At 64.1% G+C, this 15,979-nt stretch carries 10 protein-coding genes; 7 read left to right on the top strand and 3 right to left on the bottom strand.

Going from position 1 to position 15,979, the window contains the following annotated elements:
* The first annotated feature begins 64 nt into the window (after positions 1-64).
* From CO664_RS11565 to pbpC, 6 genes are all read left to right on the top strand, one after another.
* Positions 65-1,354: a PotD/PotF family extracellular solute-binding protein gene (locus tag CO664_RS11565; protein ID WP_097538821.1), complete on the top strand. Its 1,290-nt coding sequence runs from the start codon at positions 65-67 to the stop codon at positions 1,352-1,354.
* 191 nt (positions 1,355-1,545) lie between these two features.
* On the top strand, positions 1,546-2,427 hold the full coding sequence (locus CO664_RS11560) for an ABC transporter permease (RefSeq protein WP_234820266.1): 882 nt from the start codon (positions 1,546-1,548) through the stop codon (positions 2,425-2,427).
* Position 2,428: 1 nt separating this feature from the next.
* Positions 2,429-3,250: an ABC transporter permease gene (locus CO664_RS11555; protein WP_097538819.1), complete on the top strand. Its 822-nt coding sequence runs from the start codon at positions 2,429-2,431 to the stop codon at positions 3,248-3,250.
* 5 nt (positions 3,251-3,255) lie between these two features.
* A complete protein-coding gene (locus tag CO664_RS11550) occupies positions 3,256-3,993 on the top strand; it encodes an aspartate/glutamate racemase family protein (RefSeq protein WP_097538818.1) in 738 nt (245 codons plus the stop codon).
* A 109-nt stretch (positions 3,994-4,102) separates the two neighbouring features.
* The gene (locus tag CO664_RS11545) at positions 4,103-9,553 is read left to right on the top strand and encodes an alpha-2-macroglobulin family protein (RefSeq protein WP_097538817.1); all 5,451 of its coding nucleotides are present in this window, start codon (positions 4,103-4,105) and stop codon (positions 9,551-9,553) included.
* A gap of 383 nt (positions 9,554-9,936) precedes the next feature.
* Positions 9,937-11,973, top strand: coding sequence for a penicillin-binding protein 1C (gene pbpC / locus CO664_RS11540; RefSeq protein WP_234820232.1), 2,037 nt, complete (start codon positions 9,937-9,939; stop codon positions 11,971-11,973).
* Positions 11,974-12,050: 77 nt separating this feature from the next.
* On the opposite strand, the gene CO664_RS11535 is transcribed toward pbpC, so the two are convergent.
* Positions 12,051-12,356, bottom strand: a complete 306-nt coding sequence (locus tag CO664_RS11535) for a DUF982 domain-containing protein (protein WP_097538815.1) — start codon at positions 12,354-12,356, stop codon at positions 12,051-12,053.
* Between the two features lie 261 nt (positions 12,357-12,617).
* Between CO664_RS11535 and CO664_RS11530 the strand changes: the two genes are divergently transcribed.
* Positions 12,618-13,097 carry an Hsp20 family protein gene (locus CO664_RS11530; RefSeq protein WP_097539179.1) on the top strand — a complete coding sequence of 160 codons (480 nt, stop codon included), beginning with the start codon at positions 12,618-12,620 and terminating at the stop codon, positions 13,095-13,097.
* 152 nt (positions 13,098-13,249) lie between these two features.
* Here the strand turns inward: CO664_RS11530 and guaD are convergent, their stop codons facing one another.
* Together guaD and CO664_RS11520 are read right to left on the bottom strand one after the other, a co-directional pair.
* The gene (guaD, locus tag CO664_RS11525) at positions 13,250-14,596 is read right to left on the bottom strand and encodes a guanine deaminase (RefSeq protein WP_097538814.1); all 1,347 of its coding nucleotides are present in this window, start codon (positions 14,594-14,596) and stop codon (positions 13,250-13,252) included.
* Positions 14,593-15,831, bottom strand: coding sequence for a urate hydroxylase PuuD (locus tag CO664_RS11520; RefSeq protein ID WP_097538813.1), 1,239 nt, complete (start codon positions 15,829-15,831; stop codon positions 14,593-14,595). Before CO664_RS11520 ends, guaD begins: the two co-directional genes overlap by 4 nt.
* Positions 15,832-15,979 lie beyond the last annotated feature (148 nt).

The following is a 15,979-nucleotide window of genomic DNA, read 5'->3' as shown; positions in this document are numbered from 1 at the left end:
GCGACGATTGACCCGATCCCACAAAAACCATCAATCAAGCACCACGAAAAAGGGGAACGACAGCATGACTAGTGAAACGAAGACTGATAAGGGAATATCCCGGCGCACCCTCCTGAAGACAGGCGCCGCCGCGGTCGGCGCCATCGCCGGTTCCGGCGCCATCACCGGCTTCCCGACGATCTGGGCGCAGAACCCTATCACGCTGCGCCAGTTCGGCACCGGCGTTTCGAACATCAATGCGATCGCCGAGAAGTGCAAGGAAGATCTCGGCATCACCCTCGAGATGACAGCGACCGATTCCGATGCCGCCGCCCAGCGCGCCGTCACTCAGCCGGATTCCTACGACATCGCCGACATCGAATACTGGATCGCCAAGAAGGTCTTCCCGACGGGCGTCATGCAGCCGATGGATGTGTCGAAGATCAAATACTACGACAAGATCGTGCCGCTCTTCATCGACGGCAGGCTGAAGCCCGACAGCGTCGTCGCCCAGGGCACGGCGCCACACACCGTCGGCTTCGTCGAGGCGCAGGACTCCAAGAGTTTCGCCAAGGCGCCGACCCAGTGGATGACGCTCATCCCGACGATCTACAACGCCGACACGCTCGGCATCCGCCCGGATCTCGTCGGTCGCGAGATCAGCACCTGGGCCGACATCATGGACCCGGCCTTCAAGGGCAAGACGGCGATCCTCAACATTCCGTCGATCGGCATCATGGATGCGGCGATGATCATGGAAGCCCTTGGCAACATCAAATATGCCGACAAGGGCAACATGACGACGGACGAGATCGACCAGACGATCGATTTCCTCATCAAGGCGAAGCAGGACGGCCAGTTCCGCGCCTTCTGGAAATCCTTCGATGAGAGCGTCAACCTCATGGCCTCCGGCGAAGTCGTCATCCAGTCCATGTGGTCGCCGGCCGTCGCTGCGGTGCGCTCCAAGGGCATCGCCTGCAAGTACCAGCCGCTGAAGGAAGGCTACCGCGCCTGGGGCGGCGGCCTCGGCCTCGCCGCCCATCTCCAAGGTGCACAGCTCGATGCGGCTTATGAATATATCAACTGGTATCTCTCCGGCTGGGTCGGCGCCTACCTCAACCGCCAAGGCTACTACTCCGCAGCCATGGAGACCGCGAAAACCCACATGTCCGAGGACGAATGGGGCTTCTGGGTCGAGGGCAAGCCGGCCAAGGGCGACATCCTCTCGCCGGAGGGCAAGGTCATGGAAAAGGCCGGGGCAGTGCGCGACGGCGGCTCCTTCGAGGAACGGATGGGCAAGGTCGCCTGCTGGAACTCGGTGATGGACGAGGACCGCTACATGGTGCGCCGCTGGAACGAGTTCATCGCGGCTTGAGCGAGAGGTTTTGCGCTCTCCCTGGTTTAACTAACCCTCTCCCCGCTCGCGGTGAGAGGGAACCGAGACGTCGCCGCAAGCTCCCTTCTCCCTGCTTGCGGGGAGAGGGTGCCGGCAGGCGGATGAGGGGCTGCCAAAGCTGTATGTATTCGGAAGGATAAATAATGACGGCAGTCGCAACCTCAGGAGAAATGAAAGCCGACAAGGCACGCCGCGGCCTTGCCGCGCCGTCCTGGCTGATCGCCTATCTCCAGGTAGCGCCCCTTCTCCTCATCCTCGGCTTTTTCTTCATCCTGCCGATCCTGATGATCATCGTCGTCAGCTTCTGGGATTACGACTTCGCCGGCCTTTATCCCGACTTCCTGACGATGAACTATACCGACACTCTCGGCTCCTGGGTCACCTGGAAGACCTATCTCAACACGCTGAAATTCACCGCCATCACCTGGGCGCTGACGCTATTCATCGGCTTCTGGGTCGCCTACTTCCTTGCCTTCCATGTCCGCACGACGACGATGCAGATGGTGCTCTTCCTCGTCTGCACCGTACCGTTCCTCACCTCGAACATCATCCGGATGATCTCCTGGATACCGGTCCTCGGCCGCAACGGCCTCGTCAACTCCACCCTGACCAAGCTTGGCCTCGTGGCGAAGCCGATCGAATGGCTGCTCTATTCCGATTTCGCCGTGGTCCTCGCCCTGGTGCATCTCAACACGCTGTTTATGGTGACGCCGATCTTCAACACGCTGATGCGCATCGACCGTTCGCTTATCGAAGCGGCGCGTGACTGCGGCGCGAGCGGCTGGCAGGTGCTCTGGAACGTCGTCCTGCCGCTTGCCAAGCCCGGCATGGCGATCGGCTCGATCTTTGTCGTCACGCTAGTCATGGCCGATTTCTCGACGGTTCAGGTGATGTCCGGCGGGCAGAGTGCATCAGTCGCGCTGATGATGAAGAACCAGATGTCGCTGCTGCAATATCCGGCGGCGGCCGCCAATGCGGTCGTGCTGCTCATCGTGGTGCTGCTGATGGTTGCGGCGATCCTCAGGGTCGTCGATATCCGCAAGGAGCTCTGACATGAAGAACGAGAGACGCGGCAAGGAATTCTACCTGCTCGCAGCCTTCTTCGCGCTGTTCGTGCTGTTTCTCTACGGGCCGCTTTCGGCCGTCCTGATCCTCTCTTTCCAGGGGCCGGACGGCGGCCTCACCTTCCCATTGAACGGCGTCTCGCTTCACTGGTTCTACAATCTCTTCGAAAAGCAGGCCGTCGGCGATTTCGGCGCCTCGTTCCGCCGCTCTTTCACGCTCGGGCTGATGGTCATGGTGGTGAACGTCGCTGTCGCGCTGCTTGCGGGGCTTGCCTTCCGCCACCGCTTCCGCGGCTCGACCGCCCTGTTCTACATGACCGTCGCAAGCCTGGTGGTACCGTCGATCATTATCTCGCTCGGCATTGGCGTCGTCTTCCAGCAATTCGGCCTGAAACCTACCTGGTATTCCTCGGGCTTCGGCGCGCATCTCACTTGGGCGCTTCCCTTCGGCGTGCTTATCATGTTCGCCGTCTTCAACCGCTTCTCGCCGGCCTATGAGGAGGCCGCCCGCGACCTCGGCGCGACCTCCTGGCAGACCTTCCGCCACGTCGTGTTGCCAATGATCGCTCCGAGTCTGATCGGCGTTGGCCTGTTCGGCTTCACGCTCTCCTATGACGAGTTCGCCCGCACGCTGATGACCTCCGGCACCTACAACACCCTGCCGCTGGAAATCTACGGCATGACCACCAACGTTACGACGCCGGTGCTCTATGCGCTTGGCACCGTCACGACGCTCTTCTCCTTCACCATCATTCTCGCAGCGCTCGCCATTATCCTCGTGCTTCGGCGCCGTCACGCAAGGTTAAGCTGACGTCCATGCGCATTCTACTCGTCAATCCCAACACGACCGTCTCAATGACCGAAAAGGCGGCGGCCGCCGCACGGGCGGTGGCGGCGCACGGCACCGAAGTCATCGCTGCCACGTCAAGGAGCGGGCCGGCCTCGATCGAAGGGCACTACGATGGAGCGATCGCCGTCCCCGGCGTGCTCATGGAAATACGCGAAGGAGAGGCGGCGGGAGCAAACGCCGCGATCATCGCCTGCTTCGACGATACCGGGCTTGAAGCCGCCCGAGCCCTCGCCGGGATCCCCGTGCTCGGTCTTTGCGAATCCGCGGTGATCACCGCCGCACTCGTTGCCCAGCGCTTCGCCGTGGTCACGACGCTCGAGCGTTCCCGCGTCCTCATCGAAAACCTTGTGCGCCGCTACGGCATGGGCGACCGGGCGAAGGTCCTTGCCGCCGACATTCCGGTCCTCGCGCTTGAAGACAAGGCGTCGAGCGCTTCCGACAAGCTTAGGCGGCGGATCGAACGGGCGCTAGACGACGGGGGCGCCGAGGCGATCGTCCTCGGCTGTGCCGGCATGGCCGACCTCGCGCAATCGCTGCAGCGCGAATACGACATTCCGGTCATCGACGGCGTCTCGGCGGCGGTCAAGCAGGCCGAAGCGCTCGTCGCACAGGGACTCGTGACCAGCAAGCGCGGCTCCTATGCCTCGCCCCTCTCGAAGGCTTATACCGGGGCGATGGAGGCCTTTGCGCCGGCTCGCAGCTGACCCGTGCCGACGAATCCCTATGGTTGCAAAGCTGGTTGTTGACAACGCTCTTCGAAGGTTGAAAGAGTGGTGCTCACTCGAAGCGGGCAGCGTTGGGAGGACTTTGTCGATGCGCGCGTTTCTCGGCCTTACCACCCTTCTCTTCGCGCTTCTTTCCCTCGGCACTCCGGCCGCGGCCGCCGAAGCCGACCGCAAGGTCGAGGTGACCGGCGACGCCGATTATTTCGGCTTCGATCTACGGACCGAGCAGAATGTCTCGCTCGACGAGTGCCAGGCACGCTGCATCGCCGACCGCGCCTGCAGGGCCTTCACCTACAATCCCAAGGTGAAGTGGTGTTTTCTCAAGTCCGACTTCAACCAGCTGAACACGTTCAAGGGTGCCATCGCCGGCAAGGTCGTCGAGACCGCCGCGGGCGAACCGGATCTCGGCGCCCCGCCACGACTGCCCTTCGTGTCGGACGACCTCCTGCAGCAGGCGCGCGACGTCAAGGCTGGGCTCGCCTTGGCAGACGATCAACTGGGCTTCGGCGTCAACGGGTTGATCGAAGCGGGCCGCAACGAGTTGACAGCCGGCAATTTCGTCGCGGCGCTCAAGGCTTTCCGCGGCGCGCTGGCGATCACCCCGGAGCATGGGGACTTGTGGCTGGAGACCGCCAGAACAGCCAACCGCTTCAGCGGCGGCACGGATCTAGCAAGCGAGGCCGCCCTTGCAGCGCTCAACGGCTACCAGCTGACGAGGACCGCCCAGAGCCGCGCCGATGCGCTGGCCATCCTCGCCCAGGCGCTCGACAACCTGCAGAATTACCGAGCCGCGCTCCAGGCCTACAAGGCGAGCCTCGAGCTCGTGCAGGCCAAGACGGTCGAGACGGCTTATCTCGACCTCAAGGAGCGCCAGGGCTTCCGCGTCACCGGCCACACGGTCGATGCGGATGGCGCAAGCCCGCGCGCCTGCGTGCAATTCTCCGAACAGCTGCTGAAGAACGGCCCCGACTACGCCTCCTTCGTGACGCTCGACGGCGTCGCCCCGAAGGCGGTCGAGGCCAAGGGCAGCGAGATCTGCGTCGATGGGCTCAAGCACGGCCAGCGCTACAAGCTGGCCTTGAGGCCGGGACTGCCATCGTCTGTAGACGAAGTCATCGAGACGCCGGTCAGCCTTGACATCTATGTCAAGGACCGCGCGCCGATGGTGCGCTTCACCGGCGACAGTTTCGTGCTTCCTTCGACGGCGCGGCGCGGCATCCCGATCGTCTCGGTGAACTCGGAAAGCGCCAACCTCAAGCTCTATCGCGTCGGCGACCGCAGCATCTCGTCGTTGCTGACAAGCTCTCAGTTCCTTACCCAGCTCGACGGCTATAGTGCCGAGCGCATCGAGACCGAGAGCGGAGAGCTCGTCTGGCAAGGCAGCATCGACATCAAGACCGACCTCAACAAGGAAGTGGTGACGAGCTTCCCGGTCGATGAGGCGCTGCCGAAGCGCAAACCCGGCGTCTATGTGCTGACGGCGGCTTCCGCGACTGCGCTCAGCCAGGACTGGGACGCGCGCGCCACGCAATGGTTCGTCGTTTCCGATATCGGCATCTCGACCTATGCCGGAACCGACGGGCTCACCGTCTTTGCGCGCTCGCTCGCAGGCGCCAAGCCGCTTGCCGAGGTCGAACTGCAGCTGGTCGCCAAGAACAATGAAGTGCTGGGCACCGCCACGACCGATGCGGAAGGCAGAGCGATCTTCGCCGCCGGCCTGATCCGCGGCACGGCGAGCATGGTGCCCGCCGTGATCACGGCCAGGAAAGGCGAGGATGATTACGTCTTTCTCGATATGACGCGCGCCGGCTTCGACCTTTCCGACCGCGGCGTCACCGGCCGTGCCGCACCCGGCGCGATCGACATCTACGCCTGGACGGAACGCGGCATCTACCGCACCGGCGAGACGGTGCATGCCGCAGCGCTTGCCCGAGACATCAACGGTCAGGCGATCGAAAACCTGCCGCTCACTTTCGTCTTCCTGCGCCCGGACGGGGTGGAGGATCGGCGGATCGTCAGCAATGGCGGCAAACTCGGCGGCCATACACTCGATCTGCCGATCCAGGAAAATGCCATGCGCGGCACCTGGACGATGCAGATCTTCACCGATCCGAAGGGCTCGGCGATCGGCGAGAAGCAGTTCCTCGTCGACGATTTCGTGCCGGACCGCACCGAGTTCGACCTGGCGAGCGATGCGAAGGCGATCGAAGTCGGCACGCCGATCGAGGTCGCCGTCGACGGGCGCTTCCTCTATGGCGCACCGGCTGCGGGCCTGACACTGGAAGGCGAAGTGGCGGTCAGGCCGACGCGTGAGAACGAAGCCTTCAAGGGCTATGTCTTCGGGCTCGCCGACGAGGAGGCGAGCGAAGACAACCGCGTGCCGCTCGAAGGGCTCGAACCGCTCGACCAGGATGGGAAGGCCGTCATTGCACTCGATCTCGGCGAGGTGCCGGCGACGACGCAGCTGCTCAACGCCACGCTCACGGTTCGCATGCGCGAAGGCGGCGGCAGGGCCGTCGAGCGCGCCCTGACGCTGCCGGTCAAGCCGGACGGTCCGATGATCGGCATCAAGCCCGAATTTTCCGGCGAGCTCGCCGAGAATTCGGTCGGCAAATTCCATGTCATCGCCATCGACGCGAACGGCGCCAAGGTCGCGATGCCCGACCTCTCCTGGAAGCTGATCAGCGTCGAGCGGAACTATCAATGGTATCGCGACGGCAGCGCCTGGAAATACGAGCCGGTCATCTCCACGAAGCAGGTGGCAAACGGCACGGTCGACGTGACCGAGAACGGCGCCGAGATCGCCGTGCCGGTCGGCTGGGGCCGCTATCGCCTGGAGATAGAAACCGCGGCGGCGGACGGCCCGACCTCCAGCGTCGAGTTCGACGCCGGCTGGTATGTCGAAGCCACGTCGACGGAAACCCCGGACGGGTTGGAGATCGCCCTCGACAAGGCAAACTACGCGATTGGCGAGACGGCGAAACTCAAGGTTTCGCCGCGTTTTGCCGGCGAATTGCTGGTGACCGTCGGCACCGAAAACCTGATCACGACGAAGACGGCGACGATCGCCGAGACGGGCGGTGAAGTGGAACTGCCGGTCACCGCCGAATGGGGCGCCGGGGCCTACGTGACGGCGACGCTTTATCGGCCCGGCGACGCTCAGGAAAGCCGCATGCCGATGCGGGCGATCGGCATCAAGTGGCTTGCCGTCGACCCGGCCGATCGCAAGCTTGCTGTGGGTCTCGACGCACCGGAGAGGACGCAGCCGCGCCAGCCGCTCGATATCAGTCTCCAGGTCCGCGGCGCGGGCGCCAACGAGGACGCTTACGTCACGGTTGCCGCCGTCGATGTCGGAATCCTGAACCTTACGCGCTACGAGGCGCCCGACCCGGACGGCTGGTATTTCGGCCAGCGACGGCTCGGCCTTGAAATCCGCGACCTCTACGGTCGCCTCATCGACGGCTCGCTCGGCGCCACAGGGCGACTGCGCACCGGCGGCGACGGCGGGCAGATGCCGCTGCAGGGCAGCCCGCCGACCGAAAAGTTGGTCGCCTTCTTCTCCGGGCCGGTGAAGCTCGACGCCGAAGGCACGGCGCATGTCCGCTTCGACATCCCGCAGTTCAACGGCACGGCCCGCATCATGGCGGTCGCCTGGACGAAGTCCGGCGTCGGCCATGCGGTGAGGGACGTCGTCGTCCGCGACCCGATCGTCGTCACTGCCAGCCTGCCGAAGTTCCTGGCGCCCGGAGACCGGGCCGGCCTCAGGCTCGACATCGCCAACACGGACGGCCCGGCCGGTAACTATCAGTTGCAGGTGACGACCAACGGTCCGGCCACGGTCGAACAGATCGCTCCATCCCAGACCATACAGCTCGGTGCCGGCGGCAAATCCACAGTGACGCTGCCGCTCACCGGCCAATATCCGGGCAACGGCCTTGTCACCGTCACCCTCTCGAACGCCGAGGGCCTGTCACTGGAGCAGGCGGTGAACATCCCGGTTCGCCCGGCCGCACTGCCGATCACGCAGCGCCAGGTCGTCAACATCGCCGCCGGCAGCAGCCTGACGGTAGACGATCAACTGCTGGCCGACAGTCTGCTGCAGGGCGCCTCGGTCAGCCTCAACGTGACCCGTTCGGCCGCCTTCGACGTTCCGGCGCTGCTGATGTCGCTCGACCGGTACCCCTATGGCTGTGCCGAACAGACGACGAGCCGCGCCTTGCCGCTGCTCTATCTCAGCGAACTCTCGAAACAATCTGGACTGGCGGAGGACGGCGAGGTGGCAAAGCGCGTGCAGGAGGCGATCTACCGCGTGCTTTCCTACCAGTCCTCCTCCGGCAGCTTCGGCCTCTGGAGCCCCGGTTCCGGCGATCTCTGGCTCGACGCCTATGTCACCGACTTCCTGACCCGCGCCCGCGAGCAGAAGTTCGACGTGCCGGAACAGGCGATGGTCCAGGCGCTCGAAAACCTGCAGAACGCCCTGAGCTACGAAACGAACGTCAAGGACCGCGGCAACGAGATCGCCTACGCGCTCTACGTGCTCGCTCGCAACCGCAAGGCCGCGATCAGCGACCTTCGCTACTATGCAGATACGTTGCTTGGCGATTTTCCGACGCCGCTTGCCAAGGCGCATATCGCCGCGGCACTCGCGCTCTACGGCGATGGCGGGCGATCGCAGGATATCTTCGCGGCGGCGGTCAACATGTCCACCGGCCTCGTCAATGTCAGTCTCGCCCGCTCCGACTACGGCTCGTCGCTGCGCGACGACGCGGCGGTGCTGGCGCTCGCAGCCGAAAGCCGGCCGGTGCCGCCGATCATTCCGGAGCTTTCAAAAATTGTCGCCCGGGAATGGGAGCAGGCCCGCTACACCAGCACCCAGGAACAGGCCTGGATGCTGCTCGCGGCGCGCGCCGTCCAGGGCGGCGACGAGGATATGAAGCTGGAGGTCAACGGCGCCCAGCGCACCGGCAGCTATGCTGCCCGGATAACCGGCGATGCGCTGATCGAGCACCCCGTCGCCATTCGCAACCACGGCACTGACGCCGTTTCCGCCGTGGTGACGACCGTTGCGGCACCCGCCCAGCCGCTCTCGGCCGGCGGCGACGGCTTCACCATCGAGCGGACATATTACACCCTCGACGGCGCCGAGGCGAATGTCAGTGAGGCGCGACAGAACGAACGCTACGTGGTCGTGCTCAAGGCAACGGAGAGCAACGACTGGCCGTCGCGCGTGCTGATCACCGACCTCCTGCCCGCCGGCTTCGAGATCGACAATCCGAGTCTTGTCGACAGTGCCCAACTCTCGAATTTCGAATGGATCGGCGAAGTTCAGGCCGCCCACACCGAGTTCCGCAGCGACCGCTTCGTCGCCGCCTTCGACCGGTCGAGCGGCGACAATCGCGAGATCACGCTTGCCTATGTCGTGCGCGCCGTGACCCTCGGTACGTACGACCATCCGGCCGCAAGCGTCGAGGACATGTACCGGCCACAGTTCTCGGCCCGGACGGCGACTGGGCGCATGGAGGTGCTGGCGGCACAGTAGAACGCGCGATGTCCATTTGGCGACAGTTCATTATCGGTGTGCCGGGGCGGTTTCTTGAGCGATTGTGCCGCCAGGGCGTCGGCCCGGCATCACCCCCCTCTGCCCTGCCGGGCATCTCCCCCAGAAGGGGGGAGATCGGGGATGCGACCGCTCGCTCCACAACCGGCATCGCGCTCAAGGCGCGTCCGCCGATTGTAGACGGAACCACCAAGTTCGACGCGTTTTGGAAGCAGAGACCTAGCAACCGGCCGATCTCCCCCCTTGTGGGGGAGATGTCAGGCAGGACAGAGGGGGATAGCGCCGGCCCGATCCATTGCGATGCTCCTCGAAGCCCAACGCGTTCCCCAGTACGTGCCCTGATCACGCTGGCGATCGTCCTTATCATGACTGTACTTGTGGCGATCGGCCTAGAATGGGCTGACCGAACCTTCCCGCCGCCACTTGAGCGCGCCCAGATCTTCTCCCGCGAGGTTCTCGACAAGGATGGACACCTCTTGCGCGCCTTCGCTACGCCGGATGGCCGCTGGCGGCTGAAGACGAGGGTTGATGATGTCGACCCGCGTTTCCTCGACATGCTGGTCGCCTATGAGGATCAGCGGTTTTACGAGCACCACGGCGTCGATCCGCTGGCGCTCGGACGGGCGGCACTGCAATTCGTCACCAATGGCCGCATTGTTTCCGGCGCCTCGACGCTCTCGATGCAGGTGGCGCGGCTGATCGAGCCGCGCGAGCGGCGGACATGGGCGGCAAAGCTGTTGCAGGTTGCGCGCGCCATCCAGATCGAGCGGCGGCTCGGCAAGGATCAGATCCTCGCCCTTTATCTCACCCATGCCCCCTATGGCGGCAATCTCGAAGGCGTGCGTGCCGCAAGCCTTGCCTGGTTCGGCAAGGAGCCGCGCCGCCTCGCGGTCGGCGAGGCGGCCCTGCTCGTCGCGCTGCCGCAATTGCCCGAGAAGCGTCGCCCGGACCGCAACCTGGCGGCCGCCGATGCCGCGCGAGAACGGGTGCTCGGCCGCGCCGCGGTCGCCAAGGTCATCGGCCAAGGCGAATCTGAGCGTGCGGCGATGACCGCCATACCGACCCGCCGCCTGCAGCTGCCGGCCCATGCGGCGCATCTGGCGGAAGCCGCGCTCCGCAAGGAGCCGAAGGCGCTCCGCCACGAGACGACGCTCCGTCGCGACATCCAGCGCGAGCTGGAAACGGTGGCGCGGGAGGGGGCGCAGCGGTTGGGACCGAAAGTGTCGGTAGCAATGGTGATGGCCGATGCGAGGACCGGCGAGATCGTCGGCGAGGTCGGCTCGGCGGATTATTTCGACGCAAGCCGCTCCGGCTGGATCGACATGGCGCGAGTCACCCGCTCGCCCGGATCGACGCTGAAGCCTTTCATCTACGGGCTTGCCTTCGAGGAAGGCATCGTCAGCCAGGAGACGATCATCGAGGATCGGCCGGCGGATTTCTTCGGCTATCGGCCGCGCAACTTCGACATGAGCTACCAGGGCGATGTCAGCGTGCGCGAGGCGCTCCAGCTTTCGCTCAACGTGCCGGCGATTCGGCTGCTCGACGCAGTCGGGCCGTCGCGTCTGATGGTTCGCTTCCGCCGCGCCGAGGTGCACCCGAAGCTGCCGCCGAACGAAGCGCCGGGATTGGCCATCGGCCTTGGCGGCGTCGGCATCACGCTTCGCGACCTCGTTCAGCTCTATGCCGGGCTTGCTAATCGCGGCTGGCCGGTTCGGCTCGGCGACGGCATCGAAGGCAAGCCGGGGCTGATCGACGGCGAGCCGCTGCTTTCGACGGTCGCCACCTGGCAGGTCGCCGACATCCTCTCCGGCGTGCTGCCTCCGGCCGGAACCCGTCAGCACGGTATCGCCTACAAGACGGGCACCAGCTATGGCTATCGCGATGCATGGTCGGTCGGCTTCGACGGCCGCTACGTGCTCGGCGTCTGGGCGGGGCGGCCGGACAACGGCGCCGTCCCCGGATTGAGCGGCTATGGCGCGGCCGCTCCGATCCTGTTCGAAGGCTTTGCCAAGGCCGGCATCGCTATCACCGCGCTGCCGGACGCGCCGGCCGGCGCCATTCGCCTGGGGCAGGCCGACCTGCCGATCGGTCAAAGGCGCTTCTCGGTGACGGCGAACGGCCTGCCGTCCACATCCATCCGTGAAGCCGCGCCGCGGATCGTCTTTCCGCCGGAAGGCGCGCGTGTCGAGCTTGGTGCCGCCGCCGGCCAGGCAATGATCCCTTTGACCCTGAAACTGCAAGGCGGCCGGGCACCGTTCCGCTGGCTGGCGAACGGCCGCCCGCTGCCGGACGTGACGCGCCGCCGCGTCAGCCAATGGCTGCCCGACGGCGGCGGCTATTCGACCCTGACGGTCATCGACGCGCTGGGCCGGGCCTCTACGGTGCGCGTTTTTGTCGAATGATGCTCAATGTCCGGGTATAAAGCGACGTTAGGCATTGATCGGAAGGCCGGAGCGCTTCCGACCAATCATTCCCTTCATCAGGCTGATATCGCAGTCTTTGCTTCAGCGCTTCGCGGTTCGTGGCGCGGCGTCACCATAACCAGCGGCATGCCCGCCTCCAAGCAGGCCGCGATGAAGGCCTCCCGGGCCACCGCCGCCGGTGTCATCCTGTTCAGTGCCCGCAGGCAGGTGCGCAGCGCGCGCTCGTAGCGCTCTCCTTTGCGCAGCGGCCACTCGTTCTCGAGAAAATCGACAGCCTCGTAAACTGAGGTGAAGGTCCGTTCCAGGCCGTTTGAGAGGCGCACTGTCAGCGGAATCGTCCAGGGAATCTCATTGAGAAGCATTTTTTCCTCCTTTCTGATGCCGTCAATGGTTGGCGTCGAAAAGCCAGATTCAAGAACCCGACAAGCCCGAGCCGCGCACTTCTTCTCCAGGCCGCCGCGGGGCGCCCGAGAAGCGGTGAAATGGGCGTGAAATGCCTCTTGAATCCATGGTTCGAGCAACTAAATCGATCGTGTGGGCCGCCTTTCAGGGGTCTCACTGTCGAGGAGCTCCGGCCTCTTCGGCGCTCCTCATCGTCCATGTTGCTCAAGGAGGATATGGCTATGAGAACAACCTTCGATTTTTCGCCGCTGTCACGCTCCAGCGTGGGCTTCGACCACTTGTTCGAACTGCTCGACTCTGCAAACCGCATGGCGCCGGCTGACAACTGGCCGCCTTACGACATCATGCGCGTTGGCGAGAGCCAGTATCGCATAGCGATGTCGGTTGCAGGCTTCAGCCCGGACGAACTCACCATCACGCACGAGCAGCGGCTGCTCGTCGTCAGCGGTGAGAAGGTCGGCGAGGACAATGCGGAGTATTTGTATCGCGGCATTGCCGCTCGTAACTTCGAGCGCCGCTTCCAGCTTGCCGACCATGTGATGGTCACCGGCGCAAACCTCACCAACGGTTTGCTGACGATCGATCTCGTCCGCGAGCTTCCGGAACAGATGAAGCCGCGGCGCATCGATATCCAGCAGGCCGGCTCGCTGCCCGCCGGCGAGGTGAACAAGCAGATCAAGGGCAACAAGCACGCCGCCTAGCGGCGAAGAAATTCCGCCAAAGCGCCGGCGATGTCGGCACTTCGGCTTGGGGCAAACGGGGGGCGAGGTGCAGAAATCCGGCGACGGGCCTCATCCCGTTCCATCGCTTCTTCCCGTTCGAAACGGGGGCCGGATCTGCCGGCCTCCGGCCTTTAAACCAGTTCCGCCTTCTTCGGGGCCAAGTTCTTGCCTTGTCCTCTCCTGCCGTGCTTCATCGGCCGCCCCGCCACATAGACTTCCGCGACGCAGCGATCGTCGCCCATCGTCTGCAGGACGAAGAGCTCTTCGGCAAGTGAGGATGCCACCTGCATCCTGAGTTCCATCGCCGGCTTGGCACGGCTGTCGAGAATGACGATATCGGCGTCGGCGCCGGCATGCAGCGAACCGATGCGATGCTCGAGGTCGAGGGCACGGGCGTTGCCGAGCGTCATCATGTAGAAGGAGCGGAGCGGCGAAAGCCGCTGGCCTTGAAGGTGGAGCACCTTATAGGCTTCGTCCAGCGTTTCCAGCATCGAGAAGCTCGTTCCGGCGCCAACATCGGTTGCGACTGAATGGCGGGCACCGAGCTTATCGAAGCGGTCGCGATCGAACAGGCCGCTGCCGAGGAACAGGTTGGAGGTCGGGCAGAACACGCCGACGGCGCCGGTCTCGGCAAGCACCGATATCTCGCGGTCGCTCAAATAGATGCAATGGCCGAGCAGCGTCTTGCGGCCCAGAAGCTCATATCGGGCGTAAATGTCGGTATAGTCCTTCGCTTCCGGATAGAGCGAGGTGGCAAAGGCAATCTCGTCCTTGTTCTCGGAAAGATGCGTCTGCACGTAGCAGTCCGGATGTTCGGCGACGAGCGCCCGGCTCATCTCCATCTGCTCGGGCGTCGAGGTGATGGCGAAGCGCGGACCGATCGCGTAATGCGCCCGCCCCCGGCCGTGCCACTTGCCGATCAGGTGCTTCGTTTCGTCATAACCCTTCTGCGGCGTGTCACGAAGCGCCTCGGGGGCGTTGCGATCCATCATCACCTTGCCGCCGATCATCAGCATGTTGCGCTCTTCGGCTGCCGTGAAAAAGGCGTCGACGCTTTCCGGATGGACCGAGCAATAGGCGACGGCCGTCGTCGTGCCGTTCGCGAGAAGCTCGTCCATGAAGCGGCCGGCGACGAAGTCGGCGTGCCGGCGCTCCCTGAACTTCTGTTCCTCGACGAAGATATAGGTGTTCAGCCATTCCAGAAGCTGGGCGCCATAGGAGGCGATCGCCTGCGTCTGCGGGAAATGCAGGTGCGTATCGATGAGACCCGGCAGGACGAGATGAGGGCGATGATCGGCGATGCTGATACCGCGGCCGGTCCGTTTCGCCACGTCAGCATAGGTGCCGACATCGGCAACCTTGCCGTTGCGGACGAGAACGGCGCCGTCCTCGTGATAGCGGTAGGCGGTCGCATCGTCGATGCCCTCGGGCTCCTTGACGAAGGTCAGCACGCGGCCGCGGATCAGCAAGTCATTCATTGAATCGTTCCTTCCTTCACGGCTGTCTCGTACCAGGTGGCCAGCAACTGCCGTTCCTCCTCGGTGACACCGGTGACATTGGCGGGCGGCATGGCGTGCGAACGCCCCGCCTGCAGATAGATTTCGCGGGCGTGCTCGACGATATCGCCGTCGCTTTCGAGGATGACGCCCTTGGGCGGTACGACGATGCCTTCCCAGCCGGGCTCCCGCGCATGGCACATGGAGCAGCGGCCAAGCACCGTGTCACGCACCTTCGAAAAGTCCGCCGCGGCCACGACCGCCCGCTCGGCGGTCGACGCCCTCGCCTCGCTTCCCTCGGTCAGAACCTTGGGCACCGTCGAAAGCCACATGATGACGATGAAGAGGAGCACGGTGACCAGCCAGGTCCAGGTCGGGGCGCCCTTTCGGGCGTGCTGCGTGTTGAACCAGTGGCGGATGGTGACGCCCATCAGGAACACCAGCGAGGCGATGATCCAGCTGTACTCGGTGCCGAAGGCGAGCGGATAGTGGTTCGACAGCATCAGGAACAGAACAGGCAGCGTAAGGTAGTTGTTGTGCGTCGAACGCTGCTTGGCCTGCTTGCCGAGAGCCGGATCCGGCGTGCGGCCGGCGATGAGATCGGCGACCACCTTCTTCTGGTTCGGGATGATGATGAAGAACACGTTCGCCGACATGATCGTCGCCGTGAAGGCGCCGAGATGCAGATAGGCGGCGCGGCCGGTGAAGAGCTGGGTATAACCCCAGGCGACGGCGACGAGGATGAAATAGAGCAGCACCATCAGGCGGGTGTTGTCGTTGCCGAGCGGCGAACGACAGATCGTGTCATAGGCGAGCCAGCCGAAGGCGAGCGACGCCAGCGAGATGGCGATCGCCGTCGGCTTCGACACGTCGAGCACGCTCGGATCGATCAGATAGAGATCCGCGCCGGCATAATAGACGAGGGCCAGCATGCCGAAGCCGGAAAGCCAGGTGACGTAGGATTCCCATTTAAACCAGATCAGGTGCTCCGGCATGTTTTCCGGCGCGACGAGATATTTCTGGATGTGATAGAAGCCGCCGCCGTGGACCTGCCACTCCTCGCCATAGGCTCCGGCTGGCAGGTCCGGCCGCTGCCTGAGGCCGAGGTCGAGCGCGACGAAATAGAACGACGAGCCGATCCAGGCAATGCCGGTAATGACGTGCAGCCACCGCACCGCGAATGTCAGCCAGTCCCAGGCAATGGCATATTCGTACATAGAGGCCTCCCATTTCTCTAAAGTGCGTCGCGTTCAAACGAGTTGACGTGACGCGCTTTAGATCTTTGTCTTCATGCATGCCGTTGTCCCAAAACCGCTTACGCACTTTCGGGCGACATGCATTGGGCCGCATTATGTGTCATTGCTT

Source organism: Sinorhizobium sp. NG07B (genome assembly GCF_002532005.1).
In the GTDB taxonomy this organism is placed as follows: Bacteria; Pseudomonadota; Alphaproteobacteria; order Rhizobiales; family Rhizobiaceae; genus Sinorhizobium; species Sinorhizobium fredii_C.
Note: the sequence above shows the minus strand (reverse complement) of the source record. Positions and strands in the feature narration are given on the sequence as shown.